The organism is Belliella filtrata, assembly GCF_022549775.1.
Classification (GTDB): domain Bacteria; phylum Bacteroidota; class Bacteroidia; order Cytophagales; family Cyclobacteriaceae; genus Belliella; species Belliella filtrata.
Map to the genome: position 1 here is coordinate 20,913 of NZ_JAKZGP010000029.1, position 23,956 is coordinate 44,868.

The 23,956-nt window shown below is 37.3% G+C and carries 23 protein-coding genes; 10 read left to right on the forward strand and 13 right to left on the reverse strand.

The window, feature by feature from the left end; translation table 11 throughout:
* Positions 1–57: 57 nt before the first annotated feature.
* Entirely contained in the window at positions 58–657 is a 600-nt protein-coding gene (locus MM239_RS11830; RefSeq protein WP_241348452.1) for a Pr6Pr family membrane protein, read from the reverse strand.
* Positions 658–739: 82 nt separating this feature from the next.
* On the opposite strand from MM239_RS11830, the gene MM239_RS11835 reads away from it, so the two are divergent.
* On the forward strand, positions 740–1,552 hold the full coding sequence (locus MM239_RS11835) for an SDR family oxidoreductase (RefSeq protein ID WP_241348453.1): 813 nt from the start codon (positions 740–742) through the stop codon (positions 1,550–1,552).
* A 5-nt stretch (positions 1,553–1,557) separates the two neighbouring features.
* A complete protein-coding gene (locus tag MM239_RS11840; protein WP_241348454.1) occupies positions 1,558–5,502 on the forward strand; it encodes an AAA domain-containing protein in 3,945 nt (1,314 codons plus the stop codon).
* On the opposite strand, the gene MM239_RS11845 is transcribed toward MM239_RS11840, so the two are convergent.
* The 4 genes from MM239_RS11845 to recQ form a co-directional block, all read right to left on the reverse strand.
* Positions 5,499–5,975 carry a gliding motility lipoprotein GldH gene (locus MM239_RS11845; protein ID WP_241348455.1) on the reverse strand — a complete coding sequence of 159 codons (477 nt, stop codon included), beginning with the start codon at positions 5,973–5,975 and terminating at the stop codon, positions 5,499–5,501. The two genes, MM239_RS11840 and MM239_RS11845, sit on opposite strands and share 4 nt — an antisense overlap.
* A complete protein-coding gene (gene ricT, locus MM239_RS11850; RefSeq protein ID WP_241348486.1) occupies positions 5,965–7,386 on the reverse strand; it encodes a regulatory iron-sulfur-containing complex subunit RicT in 1,422 nt (473 codons plus the stop codon). The genes MM239_RS11845 and ricT overlap by 11 nt, the downstream gene beginning before the upstream one ends.
* A gap of 136 nt (positions 7,387–7,522) precedes the next feature.
* A complete protein-coding gene (gene purD, locus MM239_RS11855) occupies positions 7,523–8,824 on the reverse strand; it encodes a phosphoribosylamine--glycine ligase (protein WP_241348456.1) in 1,302 nt (433 codons plus the stop codon).
* A 15-nt stretch (positions 8,825–8,839) separates the two neighbouring features.
* Positions 8,840–11,017 carry a DNA helicase RecQ gene (gene recQ, locus MM239_RS11860; RefSeq protein ID WP_241348457.1) on the reverse strand — a complete coding sequence of 726 codons (2,178 nt, stop codon included), beginning with the start codon at positions 11,015–11,017 and terminating at the stop codon, positions 8,840–8,842.
* A 100-nt stretch (positions 11,018–11,117) separates the two neighbouring features.
* Between recQ and MM239_RS11865 the strand changes: the two genes are divergently transcribed.
* Positions 11,118–12,086, forward strand: coding sequence for a KpsF/GutQ family sugar-phosphate isomerase (locus MM239_RS11865; RefSeq protein ID WP_241348458.1), 969 nt, complete (start codon positions 11,118–11,120; stop codon positions 12,084–12,086).
* An 11-nt stretch (positions 12,087–12,097) separates the two neighbouring features.
* On the forward strand, positions 12,098–13,171 hold the full coding sequence (locus tag MM239_RS11870; protein ID WP_241348459.1) for a mannose-1-phosphate guanylyltransferase: 1,074 nt from the start codon (positions 12,098–12,100) through the stop codon (positions 13,169–13,171).
* 33 nt (positions 13,172–13,204) lie between these two features.
* Here MM239_RS11870 and MM239_RS11875 read toward each other — a convergent pair whose 3' ends face one another.
* Entirely contained in the window at positions 13,205–13,858 is a 654-nt protein-coding gene (locus MM239_RS11875) for a metallophosphoesterase (RefSeq protein WP_241348460.1), read from the reverse strand.
* Positions 13,859–14,121: 263 nt separating this feature from the next.
* Here MM239_RS11875 and MM239_RS11880 point away from each other — a divergent pair, with 263 nt between their 5' ends.
* From MM239_RS11880 to MM239_RS11895, 4 genes are all read left to right on the forward strand, one after another.
* A complete protein-coding gene (locus MM239_RS11880; protein ID WP_241348461.1) occupies positions 14,122–14,706 on the forward strand; it encodes a DUF4136 domain-containing protein in 585 nt (194 codons plus the stop codon).
* 47 nt (positions 14,707–14,753) lie between these two features.
* Positions 14,754–15,224 carry a type I restriction enzyme HsdR N-terminal domain-containing protein gene (locus MM239_RS11885; RefSeq protein WP_241348462.1) on the forward strand — a complete coding sequence of 157 codons (471 nt, stop codon included), beginning with the start codon at positions 14,754–14,756 and terminating at the stop codon, positions 15,222–15,224.
* A 138-nt stretch (positions 15,225–15,362) separates the two neighbouring features.
* Positions 15,363–16,019: a Crp/Fnr family transcriptional regulator gene (locus tag MM239_RS11890; protein ID WP_241348463.1), complete on the forward strand. Its 657-nt coding sequence runs from the start codon at positions 15,363–15,365 to the stop codon at positions 16,017–16,019.
* Between the two features lie 18 nt (positions 16,020–16,037).
* On the forward strand, positions 16,038–16,751 hold the full coding sequence (locus MM239_RS11895) for a hypothetical protein (protein WP_241348464.1): 714 nt from the start codon (positions 16,038–16,040) through the stop codon (positions 16,749–16,751).
* Here the strand turns inward: MM239_RS11895 and MM239_RS11900 are convergent.
* From MM239_RS11900 to MM239_RS11925, 6 genes are read right to left on the reverse strand one after another with little or no spacing between them, the layout of a single operon-like run.
* Positions 16,729–17,412, reverse strand: coding sequence for an HAD family hydrolase (locus tag MM239_RS11900; RefSeq protein ID WP_241348465.1), 684 nt, complete (start codon positions 17,410–17,412; stop codon positions 16,729–16,731). The genes MM239_RS11895 and MM239_RS11900 overlap by 23 nt on opposite strands.
* A gap of 36 nt (positions 17,413–17,448) precedes the next feature.
* On the reverse strand, positions 17,449–17,907 hold the full coding sequence (locus MM239_RS11905; protein WP_241348466.1) for a DUF4268 domain-containing protein: 459 nt from the start codon (positions 17,905–17,907) through the stop codon (positions 17,449–17,451).
* A gap of 3 nt (positions 17,908–17,910) precedes the next feature.
* Positions 17,911–18,777 carry a ChaN family lipoprotein gene (locus MM239_RS11910; RefSeq protein WP_241348467.1) on the reverse strand — a complete coding sequence of 289 codons (867 nt, stop codon included), beginning with the start codon at positions 18,775–18,777 and terminating at the stop codon, positions 17,911–17,913.
* Positions 18,770–19,135, reverse strand: coding sequence for a dihydroneopterin aldolase (gene folB / locus MM239_RS11915; protein WP_241348468.1), 366 nt, complete (start codon positions 19,133–19,135; stop codon positions 18,770–18,772). Before folB ends, MM239_RS11910 begins: the two co-directional genes overlap by 8 nt.
* Positions 19,135–20,040 carry a DivIVA domain-containing protein gene (locus MM239_RS11920; RefSeq protein ID WP_241348469.1) on the reverse strand — a complete coding sequence of 302 codons (906 nt, stop codon included), beginning with the start codon at positions 20,038–20,040 and terminating at the stop codon, positions 19,135–19,137. Before MM239_RS11920 ends, folB begins: the two co-directional genes overlap by 1 nt.
* Before the next feature lie 4 nt (positions 20,041–20,044).
* Positions 20,045–20,953, reverse strand: a complete 909-nt coding sequence (locus tag MM239_RS11925) for a WD40 repeat domain-containing protein (RefSeq protein WP_241348470.1) — start codon at positions 20,951–20,953, stop codon at positions 20,045–20,047.
* Between the two features lie 39 nt (positions 20,954–20,992).
* On the opposite strand from MM239_RS11925, the gene MM239_RS11930 reads away from it, so the two are divergent.
* A complete protein-coding gene (locus MM239_RS11930) occupies positions 20,993–21,622 on the forward strand; it encodes a 4'-phosphopantetheinyl transferase family protein (RefSeq protein ID WP_241348471.1) in 630 nt (209 codons plus the stop codon).
* A gap of 66 nt (positions 21,623–21,688) precedes the next feature.
* Entirely contained in the window at positions 21,689–22,267 is a 579-nt protein-coding gene (locus tag MM239_RS11935; protein ID WP_241348472.1) for a thioredoxin domain-containing protein, read from the forward strand.
* 199 nt (positions 22,268–22,466) lie between these two features.
* Here MM239_RS11935 and MM239_RS11940 read toward each other — a convergent pair whose 3' ends face one another.
* Positions 22,467–23,819, reverse strand: a complete 1,353-nt coding sequence (locus tag MM239_RS11940; protein ID WP_241348473.1) for a transposase — start codon at positions 23,817–23,819, stop codon at positions 22,467–22,469.
* Positions 23,820–23,956 lie beyond the last annotated feature (137 nt).

Sequence of the window (23,956 nt, forward strand, 5' to 3'; positions counted from 1 at the left end):
GAGGAAAAGAGTATAATTGAAGACTTTAAAAGTCCCTCAGGCTTTAAAATTCAAAATCTACTTTAATCTTCTGCCAACAAATATCAATAAGCCAGAAAGTCCCACAAAAACTAATAATACAAAAAATGAATTCAAAAGTGTTTGATTGTATCCGATCTCTGTGACATTGACAAAAGGGTAAGGGTAGAATCCAGAGAGATAACCTCTGAACATGATGTAAGCCAAATATAGTGCAGGATAAATTAGCCAGCTGGGAATTTGAGACCAACTGAGTTTTTGCTTTTTTTCGTACAAAACCCAATAAAAAAGAGTCATTAGCGGTATTACACTGTGCAAGAGTTCATCTGTGAGTTTTGCCATGCCTTCAGGATTCCATGTACTTCTAAGTACCACCTGATAGACCAAACCTACAACCAAAATATATACTGTAATTGCACTGAGTTTACCTGTTTGTGAAAATCTATTGTTGTTTGGATTGCGAGCCTGAAAGGTGAAATACACGGCTACCAAACTATTCGTCAAAATGGTGAAATAGCTGAAGAACCTAATCAACGTTTCATGGGTCGGAGTGATTTGGTTTTTGATCGCCAAAAAGAGTTGCAGGATCAAAGCAAACCAAGTAATACCTGCAAAAATGATTGCCAATGTTCTTTTCATAGCTAAATTTATAAAATTACTTGGTGATTTTAACTTTTCACTCCCATATCTAATTTTTATCTTTGAACTCAAAGCAAAAAAAATGAAACTGAAAGACAAAGTAGTGATCATAACAGGAGCAACCTCCGGAATAGGGGAAGCATGCGCAGTGGTGTATGGCAGAGCAGGAGCTAAGATAGTGATCACAGGAAGAAGTCAGGTAAAATTGGATAATTCACTTGCGAAAATTCAAAAATTGGGGATTGAAGTTTTTGGAATTCTTGCAGATGCAGCTTGTGAAGAAGACAACCAAAGGATGGCAGAAGAAGTAATTGCCAAATTTGGAGGAATAGATATACTGATCAATAATGCAGGAATCTCTATGAGGGCATTGTTTGAAGATTTGGACTTGAAAGTGTTTAAGCAAGTTATGGATATTAACTTTTGGGGTACTGTATATGCGACTAAATATTGTTTAGAATCTATTAAATCTCGTCAGGGCAGTATCATTGGCATTTCTTCTATCAATGGATATAGAGGGACACCTGCTAGGACTGCTTACACAGCGAGTAAGTATGCTATGAATGGATTTTTGGAGTCTTTGAGAACCGAACTATTTAAAAAAAATGTCCATGTATTGGTAGCTTGTCCAGGATTCACTTCTTCTAATATTCGCAACAACGCTTTGCAAGCAGATGGATCTACGCAAGGAGAATCTCCACGTGATGAGGGCAAGATGATGACAGCTGAGCAGGTTGCTGAGCGACTACTTTTAGCTACTTTAAAAAGAAAAAGAGACCTAGTTCTGACAAGGCAAGGTAAATTGGCTGTGTTTTTGAATAAATGGATTCCAGGCGTCATGGACAAAGTGGTATACAATGTCATGGCCAAAGAAAAAGATTCTCCATTTAAATAAGCCTCATGCTCAAAGAAACTTTTCAGATTTATCTCAATAGACTGACTGATATAAGCAGTAGAAACAGGTCATTGTACCTGCCTAAACTATATGCGAGTCAGCTGTTGGATGTGAAAAGTTTAGATTTTTTGAACCATCATCCAGCGCATGATTATATCAAGTTCCTTCTCAATAAAGAGGAGGGATTTACTTTACATTCTCTTGTAGACCCTAGAGATCAGGATGTCAACATCTCAACTAAAAAGATTCGCGCTATTCTACAGCAAGTGAATAGCAATGAGGAAGAGACAGGAGAGAAGAGTTTGTATCTAGGCTATCCATTTGTGGAGGGTAAAATGCTCAATGGACAGTTGATAAGGTGCCCATTAGTACTTTTTCCGGTGTCTGTGATACAAAAGAACGGGGATTGGGTACTTCGAAAGGACAGTCAAGAGTTACCTTTTCTTAACAAAGCTTTTTGTCTTGCCTACCAGCATATCTATGAGGCTAATTTGGTCAAGGGTGATGAATTGTCACTAGCAAATATTCCTGAGGAGCCCAAAGAGTTTTTGACCATGTTGTATGATTTGCTCAAGACTCATTTTTCCATCAATTTCAACAGTAGGCTTTATGAAAATAACCTTGAGAGATTTCCAGAATCTTCTAGAGAGGTGGATGATGAGAATTTCAATGTAGGAGAGCTCAAGCTACAGCCTTATGCCGTGATAGGTCAATTTTCTCAAAAGGCAAGTTTTCTAATGGAGGATTATCAAATATTGATGAATGAATCCTCTGCATTGTCTTTGGAAGAGCTTTTTTCTGATCAGTTTGCAATAGAAGACGATCTTCAAGAACCAAAGGAAGATCAATTATACCATGTTTTTCCTCTAGATGCCAGCCAAGAGGAAGTCGTAAAGGCAGTAAGGTCAGGTCAATCTTGCGTCGTAGAAGGTCCACCTGGGACAGGCAAATCTCAGTTGATCAGTAACCTTGTCGTAGACTATATTGCCAGGGGCAAAAAAGTGTTGGTAGTGTCGCAAAAGCGTGCAGCGCTGGATGTTGTATTCAAAAGACTTAAAGAAAAGGGGTTTGGAGAATTTTTAGCACTAGTCCATGATTTTCGGTCAGATCGCAAGGAACTGTATGCTAAGATAAAGTCCCAAATTGAATCAGTAGAGCGATACAAAGTGCTCAATCGTAGTGTAAATGCTATGCAGTTGGAGCGAGAATTTTCGATTCTTTCTAGAACCATAAGTAGCCATTTGGAGTATTTAGAGGAGTTCAAAAAGGCCTTATACAATACAGAAGAATGTGGTGTTCCGATCAAGAAACTCTACATGACAGCCGAACAAAGTCATACAGGTTTTGATTTGACTCAATTTTACAAAAATTTTCATTGGGATACGATTGGAACGTTTCTCCGTGATTTTAATGAGTTCTCCGTATTTGCAAAAAAATACCAACAAGCTAATTCTTTTTGGCTTCACAGAGTAGATTTCAGTTCATTTGGGCCATTGGCAGTAAATAGGATAAAGGATTCTATTTCGGAGATCATACAATTTCGAGAAAAGTTTGAGTCAACCTTCAAAAAGTTTGATGATTTAGAAGCTGCGAATTTATTTTCATTCTATGAGCAGAGAGATAAGCTGCGTTCGATAGTTCAAGTTATTGACAACAAGGAAGTTCAGGAAGTTTTTGACCGACTTTTACAAGTGCCTGCTGAGCAGATCGATTTGCTATGGTTGGAAAATAAATTGGAAGCAGTTAAGTCAATTTTGTCTCAAGAAGGAGTCACATGGAAAGTGGAGGATGGTGAGGTTCAAGAAGTTTTACAGCTTACGCTTCTCTATGACGAAGCACAATCTTCTTGGTGGGGAAAAGTAAAAGCCAAGTTTGCAGGAGAAAAATTTTCTCAAGTAAAGTCTCTCCTCAAAGAAGAGGGCCTTAATGACACAGTTCATGACTTAGGGATTCTTATTAAAAAGTTGGATAACAGGTTGAACTTGAATCACCAATATACCTTATTGGACAGAAAACCGTGGCTAGATTTACCTAGCAAGCCTTTTGATTTTGTTTCATTTAATCACACAAGTGCGCTACTCTTCGATGCATTGCGTGCTAGAAAAGTGAGTGGTGAATTCAATGAGCTCAATAGCCTGATCCTCGACCAAGGACTTACAGCTAGTCAAATCGTGGAGCTTATTGGTAAAATATTGGAAAATGTAGACGAACTCAGTCAAAAACTAAATCAGTGGGGGATTTACTTTAGCAAAATTCAGATTCAACATTTGGTTTCAGATTTGTCAAACGACACGCTTACTGAGATTTCAAATGAGGTGACTCAAGTTTTTGATGAGCTGGTGGCATTTGATACCCTAAGAAATAAGATGGGTAAAGAAGAGCAAGCTGTAATTGAGAAGGTTTTGTTTACATTTCCTGATGATGATTTTGATAGGCTTAGACACACTTTTTTGATGTCGTTGAGCAATGCATGGATAGAACACATAGAGGCGAAATACCCAGTATTGAGAGAGATTGGAGGAGTGAAGTTTCGAGCAATCCAAGAAGAGTTGATTCAAGCTGTAGAAGAAAAGTGGAGACTGTCTCAATATATTTCAGAGATACGGCTTAGGGAACAAGCGGTCCAAGGATTGACATACAACCGGCTCAATAATTTGGTAACATATAGAAAACTGTTACATCAAGTGTCAAAAAAGCGAAAAATCTGGGCAATCAAGTCTTTGGTAGAGAATTTTGAAGAAGAGCTTTTCAAGCTACTTCCATGTTGGTTGGCTTCTCCAGAGACCGTTTCAGCCTTATTTCCGATGAAAGCACAGTTCGATTTGGTGATATTCGACGAGGCATCCCAGTGCTATGTAGAGCGCGGTATTCCTGCAATGCTCAGGGGGAAACAAGTGGTCGTCGCTGGAGATACGCAGCAGTTACAGCCATATGATTTTTACCAGAGTAGATTAGAAGCAGCTGAGGAGGGAGATGACTTGGAACAAGTCTCTATATTGTCTTTAGCCTCAGGTTATTTTAAGAAATTTTGGCTCAAAGGTCATTACAGAAGTGAGCAGAGATCTCTTATCCAATTTTCAAATCAACATTTCTATCAGAATAGGCTCAGTATGTTGGTAAACCGAGAAGTTTTCAACAAGCAAGAGCAAGCCTATAAAATCAGACAAGTGGCAGGTGTTTGGGAAAATCAGCAAAATAGGGTTGAAGCAGAAGAAGTCCTTGAGGAAGTCAAAAGCATTCTCGAAGCGGATCCTTCAGTTTCAATAGGGGTGATTACCTTCAATTATGCTCAAATGGAGCTGATATCTGAAATGATTCAGAACGGAGGATTTACTAATATCTCATCAGTATCAGTGAAGAACATTGAAAATGTTCAAGGAGATGAGTTTGATTGGGTGATTTATTCATTAGGTTATGCTAAGAACAAATCAGGGAGATTTATTGCAAATTTTGGATCATTGTCTAAAATGGGTGGGGTCAATCGTCTCAATGTGGCCATTACAAGAGCCAGAAAGAAAATTACCATGATCACTAGCTTGAAATCCTCTGATTTTAAAAAACAACAGCTTGAGAATCCTGGTGTAAAGATGTTAAGAGATTATTTGCTTTTTGTTGAATTACAGTCTCAGGGAAAAGCATTTCCTCTTTTGCGTGAAGAACCTTTTGGTTTTGATATAGACTGGTCTCTTAAAAAGAAGCTTGCTTTATCCAATGAATCTCTGAAATTAGAAGTTTTCGATGATTCTACTTGGGTTGATTTATCCATTTATAAGGAGGGTGAGGGATATTTAGAAGCTATTCTGACTGATGATGAGCGGCTATATGAAGCAGTTAGTTCGAAAGAAGCTTTTGTATATCATCCCATGCAATTGAGAGAAAAAAAATGGCCTTGGAGATACTACTTTAGTAGGCAGTTTTGGTCTGGAAAAGATCCAATCGATGTGATTTAATTCGATGAATCATTATGGATTTTATTCTGCCTAAAACCTATGGCTTCTATTCCTTCTAGCTTATCTACTCTCATGTACTGTATAAATTGTACCTTGCTGTAGTTATTATTTATTTGCAAAGGAAGTGTATCCATTCTGGTATAGGTACTTCCATAACCTTTCCCTGTGGGTTTTCCGCTTTGACCATCAAAAAGTCTAATATTGACCAATTGTGACTCTATATTATTATTGAGCGTATCTGTAAGGATGTATTTCACATAGAGGTTCCTGTAAGCATAGTCCGAATTATACTTAATACTTACCAAAGCTGTTGTATTGTATTTGGTTGGAGAAAGATAAAAGCTGACTGTATCTGTTATCAGCCAGCTTTTTGATTCCATTCCATGGTATTCCTCAAATACTCTATCTCCTCCACAGGAGAATAACATCATACCTATACATGATACGAAAACTATCAAAAGCTTATTGGTCATTTGGATTTTTTGGCTTTTGGTCGTCTTGATTACTTGCCCCACCTTTTCTTGGTGGGAATTTTCTTTTGCCGCCGTTTCGATTCTCACTTGGTCTATTTTGCCTATTTGGATTTGAATCAGTTTTTGTTTCAGCTGTAGGTTTTGGTCTAGGACTTGAAGATTTTACTTTTTGTCCAGCATCATTGTCGTTTTGGTTTGAAGGGGTAGAATTTGCTTTTGGAGCGGGTCTTCTTCTACCTTGACGAGGATTTCTATTCTTGTTTTTGTCGTTTTCTTGATCAGGTTTGTTTGTGTCATTTTTTGGGCTTGTACGCCCACCCGCTTTATTACCATTGGCAGGTTTGGCTTGAGATTGAGTTGGATTGGTAGCTCCTTCTGAAAGTTCTTTGCTTCTTGGTTTTTTCTTTTTCTTCTTTTTTTTCTGAGACGCAAATTTCTTGTCAAGAGCTTCTAGTTCCAAGGTTGCTTTTGCTGCCTTGTTTTCAGCCTCTGCTGCATGGTCATTTTGAAGGTCAAAGGGCTTTACATTTTTTGCATTGAGTGATTGAATTTCTTTAACACGGTCACAAGTAATCGAGTGCCAGTTGTTTTCGTTATTGTAACTGAACCACATCAATTTTCTGAATATATCGGTTTTCTGTAGTTTAGCTGGTCCTGCCTCTGTTAAAAGTGGCTTATCTACAGTTGGTATATCTTCTAAGGCAGACATGTAAGTATCTAGCTCATAATTAAGACAACACTTTAGTCTACCGCATTGACCTGATAGTTTGGTAGGATTCAGTGACAAGTTCTGATACCTGGCTGCCGAGGTACTTACACTTTTGAAATCATGTATCCAAGTAGAGCAGCATAACTCTCTTCCACATACGCCTATTCCACCAAGCCTGCCAGCTTCTTGCCTTAGGCTTATTTGACGCATTTCTACCCTGATTTTGAACTCAAAAGCCAATAATTTGATCAATTCACGGAAATCTACACGGTCTTCAGCGGAATAAAAGAAAGTTGCTTTGCTGTTATCCGCTTGGAACTCAACGTCTGAGAGCTTCATGTTGAGCTGCAACTCATCAATGATTTGTTTTGACCTGTAGATTGTAGGAACTTCTCTATTTTTAGCTTCTTCCCACTTTTCTATGTCTTTTTGGTTTGCTACACGGTAGATTCTTAAGATGTCATCATCATCTTTGATTTTTCGTTTTTGCATCTGAAGTCTGACCAGTTCACCTTGTAACGAAACCCATCCAATATGATGACCGTTGGGTACGTCGACGACTACTGGATCTCCTGTAGTCAAAGGCAAATGGTCTACATTTCTATAGTATTCTTTACGACCACCTTTGAACTTTACTTCTACTATGTCAAATTTATCTACTACTGGGATTCCCATATGCGAGAGCCAGTCGAAAGCATTCATTTTATTACAATCGCTCGTACCACATGTGCCATTATTTTGGCATCCACCACTTCCTCCTGAAGTGGTCGAGCAGCTACTACATCCAGCCATAATATATGTATATATCTAGGGAGCTATTCTCCTCTTTGAATTGGGTTTACTTTATTAATTTCAAAATATCCAGACCGATATCCTTTCTGAAATAATGCTTGTTCCATGAAATTGAAGAAACTGTCTGATAAGCATTAGAGAGAGCACTTTCTACATCATCACCTATACCAGTAACGGCTAGCACTCTTCCACCATTGGTAACCACATCTCCAGAATTATCCTGACTTGTACCAGCATGGAATACCAAAGACTTATTAGATGGAGTTGAAAGTGAAGCAAGTCCAGTGATGACATCACCTTTTGGATAGGAGCCAGGATAACCACCTGCTACCATCACTACAGTGGTAGTTGTGAATGGCTGTAATTCTATCTCATACTTGTCAAGCTGCATGGTACCCATTGCATGAAGCAAATCTGTAAAATCACTTTTTATCCTTGGAAGTACTGCTTGAGTTTCAGGATCTCCCATGCGAACATTATATTCAATCACATATGGATCTCCGCCTATATTCATCAGACCTATGAATAAGAAGCCTGTATATCGTATATTATCTTTTTCCAATCCTTTGACTGTAGGGATAACTACTCGCTCTTCTACTTTCTGCATAAATGCATCATCTGCAAAAGGAACGGGACTTACGGCTCCCATACCACCTGTATTCAATCCAGTATCTGCTTCACCAATTCTTTTATAGTCTTTGGCTTCAGGTAAGATTTTATAACTTTTGCCATCTGTTGCTACAAATACTGATAATTCAATACCGTCAAGGAATTGCTCAACAACTACTTTGGAAGATGCTTCTCCAAACATGCCATCTACTAACATTCCTTTGAGTGATTCTTTAGCTTCTTGATGGCTTTGACAAATCAACACACCTTTTCCAGCTGCAAGTCCATCTGCTTTGAGTACTACTGGTATGGCTTGAGCTTCTAAATAGTTCAGGCCTTCTTCAAGAGTCTCTTTTGTAAAGGTAGCTGATACAGCAGTAGGTATTCCATGCCTTTCCATAAACTGCTTTGAAAAGTCCTTGGATCCTTCCATTCTAGCACCTTCTTGACTTGGTCCTATAATTGGTATGTTTGCTGTCAAAGGATTGTTTTGAAAATGGTCAACTATTCCTCTTACTAAAGGTTCTTCTGGACCTACCACGACCATATTGATCTCTTTTTCTAGAACAAAGGCTGTAATGGCATCGAAGTCGTTAATAGATAAGGCCACGTTCTCGGCAATTGCGGACGTACCTGCATTGCCAGGGGCAACAAAAAGTTTCGTACAGTTTTGACTATTTACAATTTTCCAAGCAAAGGCGTGTTCACGTCCTCCGCTTCCAAGCAATAATATATTCATTAGCTAGTTGTCTGTTTAGTTGGCATGGTCAGATATGAACTTCACTCTGTAAACTCGGATTTCCTCTTCAGCAAAATCGTCGTCCTCTAGTTCATCCAATGCCTTTTTAATATTGTCTGAATCAGCAGTCATGAAATAATCATGGAGAATATCTTCTCTTTCTTCATCCATGATATTTTCGATATAGTAATTAATATTCAACTTGGTGCCACTGTAGATGATCTGTTCGATTTCATGCAATAGCTCCGCCATTGAAACATTTAGATTGCCTGCTATTTCGTCTAAATCAATTTTTCTATCTATCTGCTGAATGATAGATATTTTGACTTTTGACCTACTTCCGGAAGTTTTGACAACCACATCTGAGGCTGTCATGATATCATTTTCCTCTACATATTCGGCAATCAATTTGAGAAATGAAGATCCAAATTTAGTCACTTTTCCCATACCAACCCCATTGATCTGGGCTAATTCCTCTTTTGTGGTAGGGTATACTGTGGCCATTTCTTCCAAGGAGGGGTCTTGAAATATTACATATGGAGGTAGTCCTTTGGATTTTGCGACTTTTTTCCGTTCGGCTTTTAGTAACTCAAATAGGTTTTCATCATATGATTTCCCATCAGAGGAAATTTCGTCAGGGGTCTCATCAATGAGCATTTGTTCAAAATCATGATCTTTGCTCATCATGATACTATATGGAGCAGCTAAGTACTCAAGACCTTTTGGTGTGATTTTGATGACTCCATAGTTTTCAATATCTTTTTCTAGAAAATTATTGATCATGGCCTGACGAATAACTGTTTTCCATAGTCTTTCGTCTTCATCTTTGCCAATGCCAAAGATATCCAATTTATCATGACTATAACTGACCATATATTCATTTTGCTCTCCACGGATCACATTAACGATATGATCTATATTGAATCGACTATTCGTAGCCTTTACAGCCTCTATGGCATGAGTCAATAATTCCTTGCCTTCAAATTTTTCTTTAGGATGCTTACAATTGTCACAGAAGCCACAATCTTTCTCCATGTATTCACCAAAGTAATGAAGCAAAGATTTTCTTCTACATACAGTGCTTTCAGCATATGCTGCCATTTCTTGTAAAAGCACCCTAGCATTCTCTCTTTCAGTTACTGGCTTGTCTTTATTGAACTTTTCTAGCTTGATGATGTCATCATATTTGTAAAACATCAAGCAATGTCCTTCAAGTCCGTCTCTTCCAGCTCTTCCAGTCTCCTGATAGTATCCTTCCAATGACTTGGGTACATCATAGTGTATGACGTAACGCACATCAGGTTTGTCTATACCCATCCCAAAAGCTATGGTGGCTACAATCACATCCACTTCTTCATTTAGAAAATCATCCTGATTTTTGACTCTTACACTTTGGTCAAGACCAGCATGATAAGGAGCTGCACTTACGCCATTTACTTTGAGTAGCTCAGCAATTTCTTCTACTTTCTTTCGACTTAGGCAATAAATGATTCCTGATTTACCTTTTTGGCTTTTGATGTATTTTATGATTTGTTTTTTTGTCTCATTTTTAACTTTTGGACGAACTTCATAGTATAAGTTTGTCCTGTTAAATGAAGATTTGAACAAATCCGCCTCCTCCATTTGAAGGTTTCTTTGAATGTCTTGCTGAACTTTTGGAGTTGCTGTCGCTGTCAGTGCTATGATAGGCAAGTTTTCGCCTATCTGACCGATTATGGATTTTATCTTTCTGTATTCTGGACGAAAATCATGTCCCCACTCTGAAATACAGTGTGCTTCATCTATCGCAACAAAACTAAGCTGTGCTTCTTTGAGGAATTGAATGTTTTCCTCTTTGGTCAATGACTCTGGAGCCACGTAGAGAAGTTTGGTTTTTCCTGCTAGAACTTCTTTTTTGACCTTGGTGGATTCTGATTTATTCAATGTTGAATTCAAGAAATAGGCATTGATACCAAAGGCATTGAGTTGATCAACCTGATTCTTCATCAATGCAATTAAGGGGGAAATTACTACAGCTGTTCCACCCTTGATGACAGCTGGTAGTTGGTAGCAAAGAGATTTTCCAGCACCTGTTGGCATGATCACAAATGTATTGCTACCACCGAGAATATTGTCTACAATAGCTTCTTGGTTCCCTCGGAACTGGCTAAAGCCGAATATTTGTTTGAGATTATCTTTTACTTTTTGATCCACTTCACGTGCATGTTTAAATGTCTCGCTTTTCAGCTTTCATTAAACTTTAAGGATTTCTTTTTTACCTTTGGTACAAATTTAATGATTAAGCCGCTCAAAATTGAAATTAACAAAAAATATTAAAACAAGCGCTATAGAAGTGCTTCAAAAGGAGTCAGATGCCTTACAAAATCTCATAAATTACATAGATGATGATTTTGAAGCGTGTGTTGAGGCTATTTTGTCCTCTACTGGTAGGGTAGTGATTACTGGAATTGGAAAAAGTGCAATAGTTGCCCATAAGATTGTTGCTACGCTAAACTCTACGGGAACACCTGCGTTATTCATGCATGCAGCTGATGCTATCCATGGTGATCTGGGGATGATTCAGGAAGATGATTTTGTAATTTGTATTTCCAAAAGTGGTAATACACCAGAAATTAGGGTACTTGTACCTTTGTTGAAAAGATTGGGTTCAAAACTCATTGCCTTGGTAAGTAATGTGAATAGCTACCTTGCTGAGCAAGCGGATTTTATTTTGAATGCAACTATTGCAGAAGAAGCTTGTCCTAATAACTTGGCACCTACAACAAGCACTACAGTGCATATGGCCATGGGTGATGCTCTTGCCATTTGTTTGCTAGAAGCAAGAGGATTTACATCTGAGGATTTTGCAAAATATCATCCTGGTGGAGCTTTAGGAAAGCAGCTATACCTAACAGTATCAGATGTAATACCTAAGAATCAGGTGCCCATAGTGAGTTTGGAGGCATCTTTGACCGAGATTATTGTAGAAATCAGTACCAAAAGGCTTGGAGCTACCGCAGTAGTCGATGATTTTGGGAAACTGCAAGGCATCATCACTGATGGTGACCTCAGGAGAATGTTGCAGTCTGGGGCAGATATCAAGCATGTGAGTGCCAAGGAGATCATGACGCTCAACCCAAAGATAATTGCCAAAGAAGAGTTTGCGATTAGAGCATTGAATATGATGAAGAATTTCAATATTACCCAACTTGTGGCAATGGATGGAGAAAATGTCGCAGGATTTGTCCATATTCATGATTTAATGAAAGAAGGAATCGTTTAATGTCAAAATAAATGCAAGAACAACCATATGTAGTAATCATGGCAGGAGGAATAGGGTCAAGGTTTTGGCCTTATAGCAGACATGAAAGACCTAAGCAATTTTTGGATATTTTAAGCACTGGAAGGACATTGCTTCAGATGACTTATGATAGGTTTTTGAAGATTTCTACACCAGAGATGTTCTTTGTAGTGACCAATAAAAACTATGAACATATTGTCAGGGAGCAATTGCCGGAAGTTCCAGAGAGCCAAATTTTGACTGAACCACTCAGAAGAAATACAGCTACTTGTGTGGCATATGCGAGTTATAAAATTGCAAGCAGGAATCGTAACGCAAAAGTAATAGTGACGCCAGCGGATCACTTGATATTGAAGGAAGATAATTTCTTGGATAAAATATCTAAAGCGCTAAAGGCCGCAGAGGTAAATAATAATTTGATAACAATAGGGATTCGTCCAAACCGTCCAGAGACAGGTTACGGCTATATTCAATACTTAATTAATGAAAAATCTGTTGCCAAAAAAGTAAAAACTTTCACTGAAAAGCCAAATGCTAAGCTTGCAAAAACTTTTGTAGATAGTGGAGATTTTGTCTGGAATTCAGGGATGTTTGTCTGGAAAGTGGATAGTATCATAGCTGCATTTGAAAAATATATGCCTGAAGTGGCCGAAGTTTTTGAAGAAGGTGAGCAGCATTATTTCAGTAGTAGTGAAGGAGACTTTATCAATAGAGCATATACCCTAGTAAAAAATATATCAATTGATTTTGGGATAATGGAAAAATCCGATGAGGTGTATGTTGTTTTAGGTGATTTTGGGTGGTCTGATTTAGGTTCTTGGATGAGTTTACATGAGATCAAAGAAAAAGATGAGTCAGAAAACGTAATTGAAGCAAATGCACTTGTATATGATACGGAAGGATGCTTTGTCAAAGCGCCAAAAGATAAACTGGTAGTGGTGCAAGGCTTGAAAAATTACCTCATCAACGACTCAGATAATGTGCTGCTAATCTGCGAACTAGATGCAGAAAAAAAGTTTAGAGAGTTTGTTTCTGATGCGAAACAAAAAGGGGAAGACTTTGTGTAAGCTGCCCCAGATTAAATTAAGGTTATGAATGTATCATGTAATATCTCTAGGGTCAGTAGGGACAGATAGATGTTCAATGAGCGTTTCATCATTTTCTAATTTGATTCCTGATAACAAGTTCCCTTTATATGCACCTGTATCTATATTCCATGTACGACTTGAAGCATAATACTGTGGTCTCTCATCAGTAAGTGGAGTATGTCCTATTACTTGAGTTTTGTTTAAATCGATCGTGCGTCTTCTGCTCCAAAGTACATTGTTACCATTTTTTAAGTCAAAGGGGTCTCCAATGCCGCAAAAGCCAGCATGGGAAACAAGGACATGATCATTTCCCCAAAAAAGGGGCAATTCGTTTATCCAAGATTTATATTTTGACGGATTGATATTGAGCTTGTCAAACTGCTGCATGACCTCTGCTCCGCCATTATGAAGCCAGTTGAATGGTGTGCTATTTTTCTGAAAATGATCGATCATCATTTGTTCATGATTTCCCCTAAGGAAATGAACACTATTTTTGAAAGTGTTTTTAATTTCAAATGACAACTTAATTGTAAGTGGCGAAAAGTTGCCTTTGTCGATCAAATCTCCTAGTTGTATAAGTGTCTCAGTCTTAGGTTCCCAATAGTCTAGTAACTTGAGGTAGGTATAAAAACAACCATGCACATCACCGATGATGAATAGCGCCATAAAATTTTTGCTTAAAATGTAATTATTTTTTTGGAGTCAGATTTTGAATCTAATGCAGCAAATTACGGCATTTCTGACACAATGGGAGGGTTTAAGTAGAAATTAATGACATAATTATTTGACTTCCAATAAGCTATATTCTATAAACAAAAATTAATGTATGAAGTTATGCTTTTGAAATTCTTCAAAATTTGGAAATCATTGATTATATTGAACGAGTTAGTTTAGTAAGAAATTTTAAAAACACCCATACTTACATAAACATGAAAAATTTTACAACGCTAAGCATGGTATTATTGCTCTTTGCAGTATCCTGCGTAACTCAAAAAGATTACATAGCAGAATATGATTTTAATTATTCTGCAAATTTCAAGAGGTATAAGACTTTTGGCTTTGTCGATAACCCAGATGATAATGAGGACTTTGAAGTAGTAGAAATTATCAGGAGATCTATTTCTAATAGATTGGGATCTCAAGGATTTAGGTTTCAAGAAACAAAGCCTGATTTATTGGTCAATTACAAAGTTTATCGTGAAGAAGTAAAGTACCGAGGCTATGATCAACCAAATTTTGACTATTGGCTCCAAAGAAAGAGCTATTTTGTGGCTGAAGATGAAGAAGAAATAAGTGATGACAAAAAGGAAAAGGATGAGAATTATAATAAGGTGAAATATGCTCAAAATGATGGTATGTTAGTCGTGTTTGTGATAGACAATAAACGAGGAAATACAGTGTGGCAAGGATATACATCTGGACTATTTGATAATTCATCTCCTGAGATGAAAACTGATTTGACCCGAGCTACTTACAAGGTGATGGATCAGTTTAGGATCTTAACAAAAAACTAAGCAATAATTTTGGCTAGACTTTGAGCAAATGACTGCATATTTGCAGTATGCTTCAAGATAAATATGAATTTCTCCAAGAACCATTGAACTTTCCTTCCTTTGAATTTAAAATTCAAAATGATGAAGAAGGGAGATTAATGGTTTTTGATTCTTTGAGGAAGAAATTTTTGGTCCTTACTCCAGAAGAATGGGTCAGGCAACATATTGTACAGGTCTTATTGAATGAGTATAGTTATCCCAAAAGTTTATTTGCAGTAGAGAAGGGGCTCAAATACAATACATTGCAAAAAAGGTTTGATGTACTGGTTTATAATAGGAGTGGAGCTCCTTTTTTGTTGATAGAATGTAAAGCACCAGGGGTTAAGCTGTCTCAATTGACATTGTCACAAGTCTGTACCTACAATCAGACCATCCAAGCTCCATATTTGGGTATTACCAACGGCAAGCAGCACATTTTTCTAACATTTGATACGGAGACGAACAAATATGTCCAAATTTCTGACTTACCAACATTGTAAGTATTGATTTGCTTGATATTGGTGATAATCATTAGTTTTTTGAGTATATTTAAACATTGATTTCAAATTCACCCCAACATTATTATGATACGAGAAAAAGCCAGCCCGTGTGAACTTTGCCTCAGTCGAAAATTTTCCATGTTTGCTGATTTAAGCGAATCACATCTTTGCAATATTTCAGATAACAAGAATTTCATCTCTCACAAAAAAGGTCAAATACTTTTCTATGAAGGAACTAAGCCTCTGGGTGTTTTCTGTATTAGTTCTGGAATTGTGAAAGTATTCAAGACGGCATCCAATGGTAAGGAGCAAATCATAAGGTTAGCAAAAAAAGGTGATTTTTTAGGTTATTCATCCATGCTAGGTGAGGAGGCGTATTCCAACACCGCTACGATAGTAGAAGATGCTAAAATTTGCTTTGTACCGAAAGAGACATTTTTGAAAGTATTGGTGGAGGATAATAATTTTCACAGGAGATTGACTAAGGCGCTATGCAATGACCTGGGGTTGATGGAAGAGAAGTTGACTGATGCTACGCAAAAGACAATTCGCGAGCGATTAGCATTTACTTTATTAAAGCTAAGTGATACTTATGGAGTAGATGGAGGAGAAGGAGAGAAAATCGACGTAGTACTAAGCCGAGAGGAAATTGCTGGATTGGTGGGGACTGCTACTGAAACGGTTATAAGACTACTTTCAGAGTTTAAGAAAGATGAACTTATTGAGTTTGATGGGAAAAAGATCATTGTGCTTGATAAAAAGCAACTTGCAAGATTGAGTGATTTTTATGGTTGATGTGCTATTTTTGCATTCATGAAAGTAAGATTGTTTTATTTAATCATAGCGAGTGCTTTGATCGGTAGCTGCACATCTTCACCTGAGCAGATGATGAGTGAGGTTTTGCAAGGTGCGATTTCCTACCATGACCCTGCAAATTCTTGGTTAGATATAGAAACCATTAAAGTAAATACCAGCACCGTACAATATGATGCAGATGGGAATGAGCTAATGAAGCTTGAAAATGAGTATGAGTTCAGGATGAAACCTTTTTTTGAAGGGAAGACCAAGTGGGTGAAAGATAGCGTAACTCATAGAGTGACATTCGATGGACTGACGACAAGCTATAAAATGGGCAATAATGAGGTGCTCAATGAGGGGTTTCTTCAGAATAAAAGACAAGAGCTTCAAATTGCATTTGTTGACATAGCTTTTCCAATGAATCATTTACAAGTTGCTAAATCCTTGAGCTATCTGAATAAAGCTAAGATATCAGGTAATCGTGAGGCGGAAATATTAGAGCTTTTGACTAAAGATGATAAAAAAATAAGCCTTTATTTTTTACCAGAATCTCATGAAGTGATAGGCTATAAGCGTAAGTTTCGAGATAGTTATGAAGTTGTAAATACAGTTGAAAACGATTACTTTGACGGACTTTTACTCCCAAGAAAAAAAGAAGTTTTTGCTTCAGATAGTCTTGGAAACCACCTATACCTGAAGGCAATAGTTACTTACAATTATTTGAACTAGTATTGGTTTTATCAAAGCAAAGGGGGAGATGTTCATAATTACAGAATGAGTTTAGCATATAATCTGCCATTCCTAGCCCACTATTTTTGTTAAGATTAGTGAATCCAGCTACGACCATGCCGGCATTTTTTGCTGCCTGAATACCAGAAGTAGAATCTTCCACCACAAGACATTCTGTAGGATGAATTTGAAGTAAATGGGCAGCTTTTAGGTAAATAGCTGGATCAGGTTTTCCAGAAACAACTTGATCAGCAGATAAAGTAATGTCAAAACATTCACTTACAGCCAATTTATTGATTACCGGATCGATGATTTTTTTTGGGGAATTAGTAGCAAGAGCAATTTTAAAATTGTTTGATTTCAATAACTTAATAAATACATCAATGCCAGGGATTTGACAATCCTGATTTGTTATCTGATCAATAACTCTTGAGATCACCATCTCCTCTACTTCAGCTAGGGATTTACCCTTCCATGGGAATTTGTCATACCAAAACCTGGAAACCTCACTGGTCGTCATACTTTTAGTAATCTTAGTTTCATTTGAATTGATTTGAACGCCCAGTGAAGTAAAAATTTCATGCTCAGCGATAGACCAAAAGTTTTCAGAGTCAATCAAAACACCATCCATATCGAAGATTACAGCTTTAATCGTATTCATGCCATATTGAAATCTAAATAGAATAAATTAATTCAATCACAACTCTTCAAATGCTGGCTTCATATTAGACCAGAACTCATCGAGTGCGATAATTCTAGGTTTGAGGAAGGAGATGATATTCGGCCAGTCATTTTGACTCATTACATTGACTTGATGTAAAGTCTTTTCCACTTTAGATATCAAGTTGCCGTGCTCATCTTCGTGATGCATAGACCACTGCCATTCTTCACCTAAGGTATCATGTAAAATATGCTTAAATGCCTCCATTTGTTCATAATAGAGTTGTTGCAATTCGAGATCTGTATGTGTAAACTCAATTCCAATAGATGCAAAATCTCTTTCTGCTTTCATCTTGAAAAATAAGTGCTTTACTCCAGTTTTATAATTTGGCCAGTTTACTTTGGTGCCTTCAGCTGATGGTACAGGTTTCATGTACTGACCAAATGCTGTCCAAAAGTCTTTCCTTATTTTTGATTTTTCTGCTTTGCTATACATTGATCAGTAACTCTTTGGGCTGTCTGTAGGGAGTACGATGATATAGTCTGCTATACCTTGAGATTCCTTTTGAAGCGAATTTATTTGATCTTGCTCTACAGTTGAGATAGTTAAGAGGTTTTGTGAAGGAAATTTTTGTTTGATATACCAGATTATCCCCTCATAATTGTTACTGTGATAGCTTCCATTGATATGATACACTTGGTTTTTGTTTTCCAAGGATTCAAAAAGTGAAAAAGCCATTGTCGCATCTTTGATTGCCTGAGCTTGAATCATGTAATCGGCATTCATGCCTGATCCATGCATCATTTCTTTCATCCCTGCATATCCAGGAAGGCTCATATCCACTTTTATGGGAAGTGGGGCTATGTATTTTTTTGCTTCTTCACTGAGTGATTCCAATGATTCTAACCCTTCTTTACTTACTAAGGAAGCATATTTGCGCGGTATATTACTTGCTACAAAAGGTATGTTATTCTCTTTGGCATGCTGAAGAAGGGGTCTGTAATCTGTTTGATAGTTGTTCCAAAGCTTCGCTTCAGCTTCAAAGTTTTTTTCATTAATCTTACCTCCAAACCACTCATCGATATTCAACTGATCATCTCTTTCAAAAAACTCACCACTAAGAATCAACTTTCTCTCAGTTTGAGACAAACTCTTAAGTAGTTGAAGTTGAATCCAATGAACTATGGCATTGTTGTGTAGTTCCCCGAAGAAAATCAAGTCTTTCGATTTTGCTTCTTTGAACATTTGATCTATTGACACCGCAGTTCCTTCTTTGTCGAAGATTTGGTAGGGCTTGTTCTGCTGAGCAAAAGAAGTTTGGAAGCCAACTATAAAAAGGCAAATAAGTAAAGCTTGTTTAATCATAATCTTCAGGGTAGTTTACTGTCACAACAGAATAATTCACAACACCTCCAATGGCTGGGTTATGTTTCTTTATGGTGATAGCTACTTGTTTAGCGTGAGGATATGTAAGGAGGATGTCTTTGATCATCAAGTGAGCCAAATGCTCCAAAAGCTTGACCGGCTCAAGCATGTGAGATTTTGCTATTTGGTAGATTTTCGCGTAATCAATGGTGTCTTTGAGTGTGTCATGAAGCATAGCCTGCCTGAAATCAGCATCTACATGTATGTCTACAGTAAATCTATTCCCTAGCTTATTTTCTTCAGAAAATACCCCATGGTAAGCATGAAATTCAATGCCTTCTAGCGATACCTTCCCCATTATCCTATTTCATCAAAGAATGAACTCCCTTTATTTCCTTTGTTTTTGTCTCCTTCAGGCTGCTCATTTGGCTCTTCATGCGTGATTTTTTCTGCAATTACTTCTGCTGGAGTAGAGAGGTTTTTAGATTCATTATTTATATCTTCCGTTTGATCGAGCTCTTCCTGTTCTGGTTTGGCGCTAACTTCATCATTTGACTCAGGAGTATTATTTACTAAAATAGGCTCATCTTCTTTAGGAAGCGCTAGCTTTAGGCTTTCATCTTCCATGGCCTGTTCCTTCAAGACTATTTCTTCTTGTTCGATACTTGACATATTTGCCATTGTGAATGCATTAGACTTTTTCAAGGTTTCCACCATTTCCAAATGAACATTTACATTTACTTTTTCAAGGTTGCTAGTGGAAACACTGATGTCGTCGTGTATGTCTTCAGCTATTTTTCTCAGATTTTTTAAGATAAGTTCACGCTGTTGAACGAGTTTCTGATAGCCATGAACCAATGAGCTGACATCATTTTGAAGATCCTCCATGATTTGTTTAGCCTTAGTCTCTGCGGATTCTATCAGATTTTGAGATTTAGTTTTAGCATCATTTAGCATTGATTCTGCATTTTGATGAGCTTCTCTCACGATATATTCAGCAGCTTCATTTGCTTCTTCAATGATACTAGCGCCGGTATCTTCGGCAGTTTTCAAAGTTCTGAAGAGTGAAGCCTCTACTTCCTTCATTTTATTTGCTTCACGGATGCTATCATCAAGCTTTTTTTGAAGCTCTTCAGTGTCAGCGTTGACTTTTTCCCATTCTTCAGAGAGCTGTTTCAAAAATGCATCAACTTCTTCTTTGTCGTATCCTCTAAAATTTTTTTCGAAGGATTTTTTTCTGATTTCTAAGGCTGTTATTTTCATAAGGTTAAAATTCTAGTTGCCAAATGGAGATGCTTCTGTCATCACTCACAGATATGATCGATTGATTATAGTTACTCCAGATTATTTTGTTGATGGATGTTCCATGCCCAGCATGCCTTGCTTTATCTATCACTTTCAAGAGCTTGTGATCTTCAGTACTCCATACTTTGATTGACTTATCCATGCTGCAAGTAGCAAAATACTTACCATCATTACGAAAAGCAAGAAAATTGATTGCATACATATGTGCTACTACTTCGTCTTCAAGAGAAAAGTTGATAGAGTTCCAGATTTTGATATGTGCATCTCTCCCACCTGAGAATATTTTATTTTGATTTGGAGCAAAAGCAAGTGCAAAGACTGAATTTGTATGCCCTTCCATATTGGCTATGGGTTCATCGCTTTTGAGATCTATGATTTTCACACTATGATCACTGAAGCCTATTGCCATCTGTGTGTTGTATGGGTTTATTGCCATCACCCTGGCACTTTTGTCGCTGAGCTTGAGCCGTTTTTTGATAGCTCTTTGCTCCATGTCAATGATAGTGATAAGACCGTCAGCAGTTCCTATGTAGGCTTTTCCAAATACTATTTTGATATCAAAGATAGATTGGTCTGTCATCTGTAAAGACCACAATTCACGGTTTTGGTCTAGATCGATAACGTGAATGCCTTCGAAATTGTGACCGATGACTAATAGATTTTTTTCATGATCTACTTCCAAAGCGTAAACCGAATGAGGAAGTTTGGCGATAAGTTTGCCATTTTTTGGGTTTTCTAAATCCCATGCTACTACCATACCATCTCCTGCTCCTGTGTAGAAGTATTGAGGGTCAACGCCTTCGGTCAAGGCATAGATGCAATCATTGTGTCCTGTTAAAGTGTGGAGTTTATTTACTTGGATTTTTGACATATATTGCGTGTTGAGCAAATCATGAACCCAGTCTGGGCTATGCAAACAAAAATAGAAAAAATAAGTGCTTTATCGGCTTTGGCTGTCAATAATATTCAAGAAGTTGCCAGTCAAGATGTGGGATTTTTGAGTTTTAGAGAAAGGCTTGCATTGTCAAATATTTCAAGAGAAGAAAAAAAAAATGAGTGGAAGGCAGCTAGAATTGCATTGAAATCAGCACTTGATCAAATTGATTTGCCTTACCCAGGGTTTTATAAAGATGAACATGGAAAGTCCCACCCTAAGGATGGACATGGCTATGTCTCACTCACACATACGCGTGGAATCGCAGCAGCAATATTTCACAAAAATATGCCTGTAGGGATTGATTTAGATTATGTACGAGATAAGGTAGTTAACCTTGGACCTAAGTTTTTGGATTCCTCAGAGATGGAGTTTCTTCAATCTGACCCTCTACGATATACGATGGCTTGGTCTGCAAAAGAATCCATATTCAAATGTCAAGGGAAAAAGGGTATAAGCTTAAGAGAAAATATTCTTCTCGAACCTTTTTCGGAATCAGATAGTATCATCAAAGGTAAAATTTATCATTCTGATTTCTCAGATCATCATTATCAAGTCAAAATAGAGGTGTCTGGTGATATGGTTCTCAGCTATACCGTTTGGTAGCGATTTTGTGATTATATTTACGTTGGTATTTAAGCGGTTTTTGAGTTTAGACTTGTTTTAGATGTTATGAAAAATATAATACTACCTTTCATCTTTGTGCTTTTACTGATCAATGCATCAAGTTATGCACAACGAATTGAAAATTTTCAAATGGAGGATATACTTTCAGGTGAAAGTTTTGAGCTAAATCAGCATCAAGATGCAAAAGCTGTTGTGTTGATTTTCACGACCATATCATGCCCTTTTTCAAAATTATATGAAAATCGAATTTTTGAATTTCAAGAGAAATTCAAAAATGAAGGGTTTAAATTCGCATTGGTAAACCCTCATTTTGGAAATGATCCTGAAGAGTCAAAGGAAGCAATATTAGAGCGATTCAAAGGCAAAGGCTTAGTCGTGTTGAACGATGGAGATCAAATCTTGATGAGAACCTTACAAGCAAGCAAATTGCCAGAAGTTGTTGTAATCACACCAGGGCCTACTGGGTTTGCAGTAGCTTACAAGGGAGCCATTGATAACAATCCGCAAGTACCTGAAAGTGCCAACATGAAATACTTGCAAAATGCACTTCAGGCAATTCAAGCTAAAAGAAATCCTAGTCCAAGCAGTAGTCGCGCTGTAGGCTGTAATATTCGTGTAAAATAGGGCTTCTTGGAAAATTAATTAGAAATTGAAATGTAGGACTTAAACTAAGTTCTACATTTATCTTTTGTGTGTATTTTTCTTGTTATTGAGAAGGGGCCTGCCTAGGAAAAGTACAATTTTACAATATTTAATCTATTAGTTGTCTGTCTTTTTGACGAATGGACATACCTCTCCCATAGAAGTCAATATTCTCTTGATTTTAGGCTGCTTTCTGACCTGGTGGTAGCTCCTTTTCAGCTCTTCTTTTAGCTATTTTGACAGCATTACCAGCCATTATTCCAAAAAATATCATGAATTTCTCTCTTTTTGCCCCTTTGACCCTGATCTTTCTTAACCCATAGAACTCTTTGTTAACACCAAACACGCCCTCCATTACTGTTGCTCTTTGTTTTGATATTTCCGAACTAAGCACCTTTTCTGACTTGTTTTGTTTTCTAGGGCCTTTCTTTGGAAAACAGGTAAATATCTTATTGTCTGTGCAAAATTTACGGTTTTTGTTCGTCGCGTAGATTCTATCTGCACCTAGTTGATGGACTGATCCAAAAAGTCTCTTATGCTTAGTAACGGAGAGTTTGAGTCTAGTACATTCGTTGAAAGCATTGAAATCCAATTTATCTATATATGTTAATCCATCAACCTGTAAAATATGTGCTTTGGCTCCAAACTCTACTGGCTTATTTTCTTTGCCTCTTACTATTGGTCTGAGGTATGGTTTATGTAAGGATACTATCCTATCCTTTAAGGTTGAAGGTGGATTATCCAAGAGAAACTCTTGCTGTTGATGGACTTTCTTTATTGTTGCTAATCTAGCAAGATCGTTCAAACTTAAACCTACTCCTTTATTACTCTTCAAAACTTGTTGAAGCTGACCAATCCCCTTTTCAAGAAGATAAACTAGTGCCTTTCTTCTTCGTAGTGTCACTTTAAAGCTATTCTTCCTTTTTCTGGAGTAAGCCATATGGGTTAACTTTTGCTCTCTATATTTTGATCTTGGTCTTACAATTCCATTTTCTTTACACAACCTATAAAGCTGCTTTTCAAATATCCACTCACAACATTCCCATAAAAGCTTTACGTCTGTAGGGAAACGTATATAGGACTCATAACAAGTGGCATCCATCATCAATACATGACTATTATTGACATCTTGTTTCCAATGTGTTATTAAAACCTCCTGAAAAGTCTCCCATTCACAGTTTGTTTCAAGGTATGATCTTATCCTAGTCATGATGATCATGTCTTTAATCTGCTGATTTTCAGCTAGCACTTTTCCACAGAAATACTGTAAAGACCAGTCCGTGTTATAGCGTTCCAATAGCAACCTATCACTAGTATTGAGATATGACTTTAAAAACATTAAAGCAATCATACCTTTACCTCCAAACCAACTTGGAGCACCTGGACCTACACGCTCGTCTGGTAAACACGATAAAAGGTCATCCCATGGAATAGAATCATGAATCTTACCCAGTAGTGAATTCTTGAAAAAATGATATTTTGGAGAATATCCGTCGAAATCTTTGAAAAGAGGAAGCTGTGTGATATCTTTCATTGTATTTTGCTTTACAACCTCAAAATACAATGAAGAAAACCCCGAAAAAAGCTTTAAACAGCTAATTTTGGGGTTTTTGTATTATCTTTTTGTTAAGCAACTATCTGTAAATCAAGCTAATGTCTATTTACCAAGAA

Coding starts and splice junctions, on each gene's coding strand:
- MM239_RS11885 (WP_241348462.1), top strand. CDS start 14,754: ATGCTTCAAGATAAATATGAATTTCTCCAAGAACCATTGAACTTTCCT.
- MM239_RS11930 (WP_241348471.1), top strand. CDS start 20,993: ATGCAAACAAAAATAGAAAAAATAAGTGCTTTATCGGCTTTGGCTGTC.
- MM239_RS11935 (WP_241348472.1), top strand. CDS start 21,689: ATGAAAAATATAATACTACCTTTCATCTTTGTGCTTTTACTGATCAAT.
- MM239_RS11905 (WP_241348466.1), bottom strand. CDS start 17,907: ATGTATAGCAAAGCAGAAAAATCAAAAATAAGGAAAGACTTTTGGACA.
- MM239_RS11840 (WP_241348454.1), top strand. CDS start 1,558: ATGCTCAAAGAAACTTTTCAGATTTATCTCAATAGACTGACTGATATA.
- MM239_RS11920 (WP_241348469.1), bottom strand. CDS start 20,040: ATGAAAATAACAGCCTTAGAAATCAGAAAAAAATCCTTCGAAAAAAAT.
- MM239_RS11940 (WP_241348473.1), bottom strand. CDS start 23,819: ATGAAAGATATCACACAGCTTCCTCTTTTCAAAGATTTCGACGGATAT.
- folB (WP_241348468.1), bottom strand. CDS start 19,135: ATGGGGAAGGTATCGCTAGAAGGCATTGAATTTCATGCTTACCATGGG.
- MM239_RS11845 (WP_241348455.1), bottom strand. CDS start 5,975: ATGACCAATAAGCTTTTGATAGTTTTCGTATCATGTATAGGTATGATG.
- MM239_RS11895 (WP_241348464.1), top strand. CDS start 16,038: ATGAAAGTAAGATTGTTTTATTTAATCATAGCGAGTGCTTTGATCGGT.
- MM239_RS11870 (WP_241348459.1), top strand. CDS start 12,098: ATGCAAGAACAACCATATGTAGTAATCATGGCAGGAGGAATAGGGTCA.
- MM239_RS11835 (WP_241348453.1), top strand. CDS start 740: ATGAAACTGAAAGACAAAGTAGTGATCATAACAGGAGCAACCTCCGGA.
- MM239_RS11925 (WP_241348470.1), bottom strand. CDS start 20,953: ATGTCAAAAATCCAAGTAAATAAACTCCACACTTTAACAGGACACAAT.
- purD (WP_241348456.1), bottom strand. CDS start 8,824: ATGAATATATTATTGCTTGGAAGCGGAGGACGTGAACACGCCTTTGCT.
- MM239_RS11910 (WP_241348467.1), bottom strand. CDS start 18,777: ATGATTAAACAAGCTTTACTTATTTGCCTTTTTATAGTTGGCTTCCAA.
- MM239_RS11830 (WP_241348452.1), bottom strand. CDS start 657: ATGAAAAGAACATTGGCAATCATTTTTGCAGGTATTACTTGGTTTGCT.
- MM239_RS11900 (WP_241348465.1), bottom strand. CDS start 17,412: ATGAATACGATTAAAGCTGTAATCTTCGATATGGATGGTGTTTTGATT.
- MM239_RS11890 (WP_241348463.1), top strand. CDS start 15,363: ATGTTTGCTGATTTAAGCGAATCACATCTTTGCAATATTTCAGATAAC.
- ricT (WP_241348486.1), bottom strand. CDS start 7,386: ATGAATGCTTTCGACTGGCTCTCGCATATGGGAATCCCAGTAGTAGAT.
- MM239_RS11875 (WP_241348460.1), bottom strand. CDS start 13,858: ATGGCGCTATTCATCATCGGTGATGTGCATGGTTGTTTTTATACCTAC.
- MM239_RS11880 (WP_241348461.1), top strand. CDS start 14,122: ATGAAAAATTTTACAACGCTAAGCATGGTATTATTGCTCTTTGCAGTA.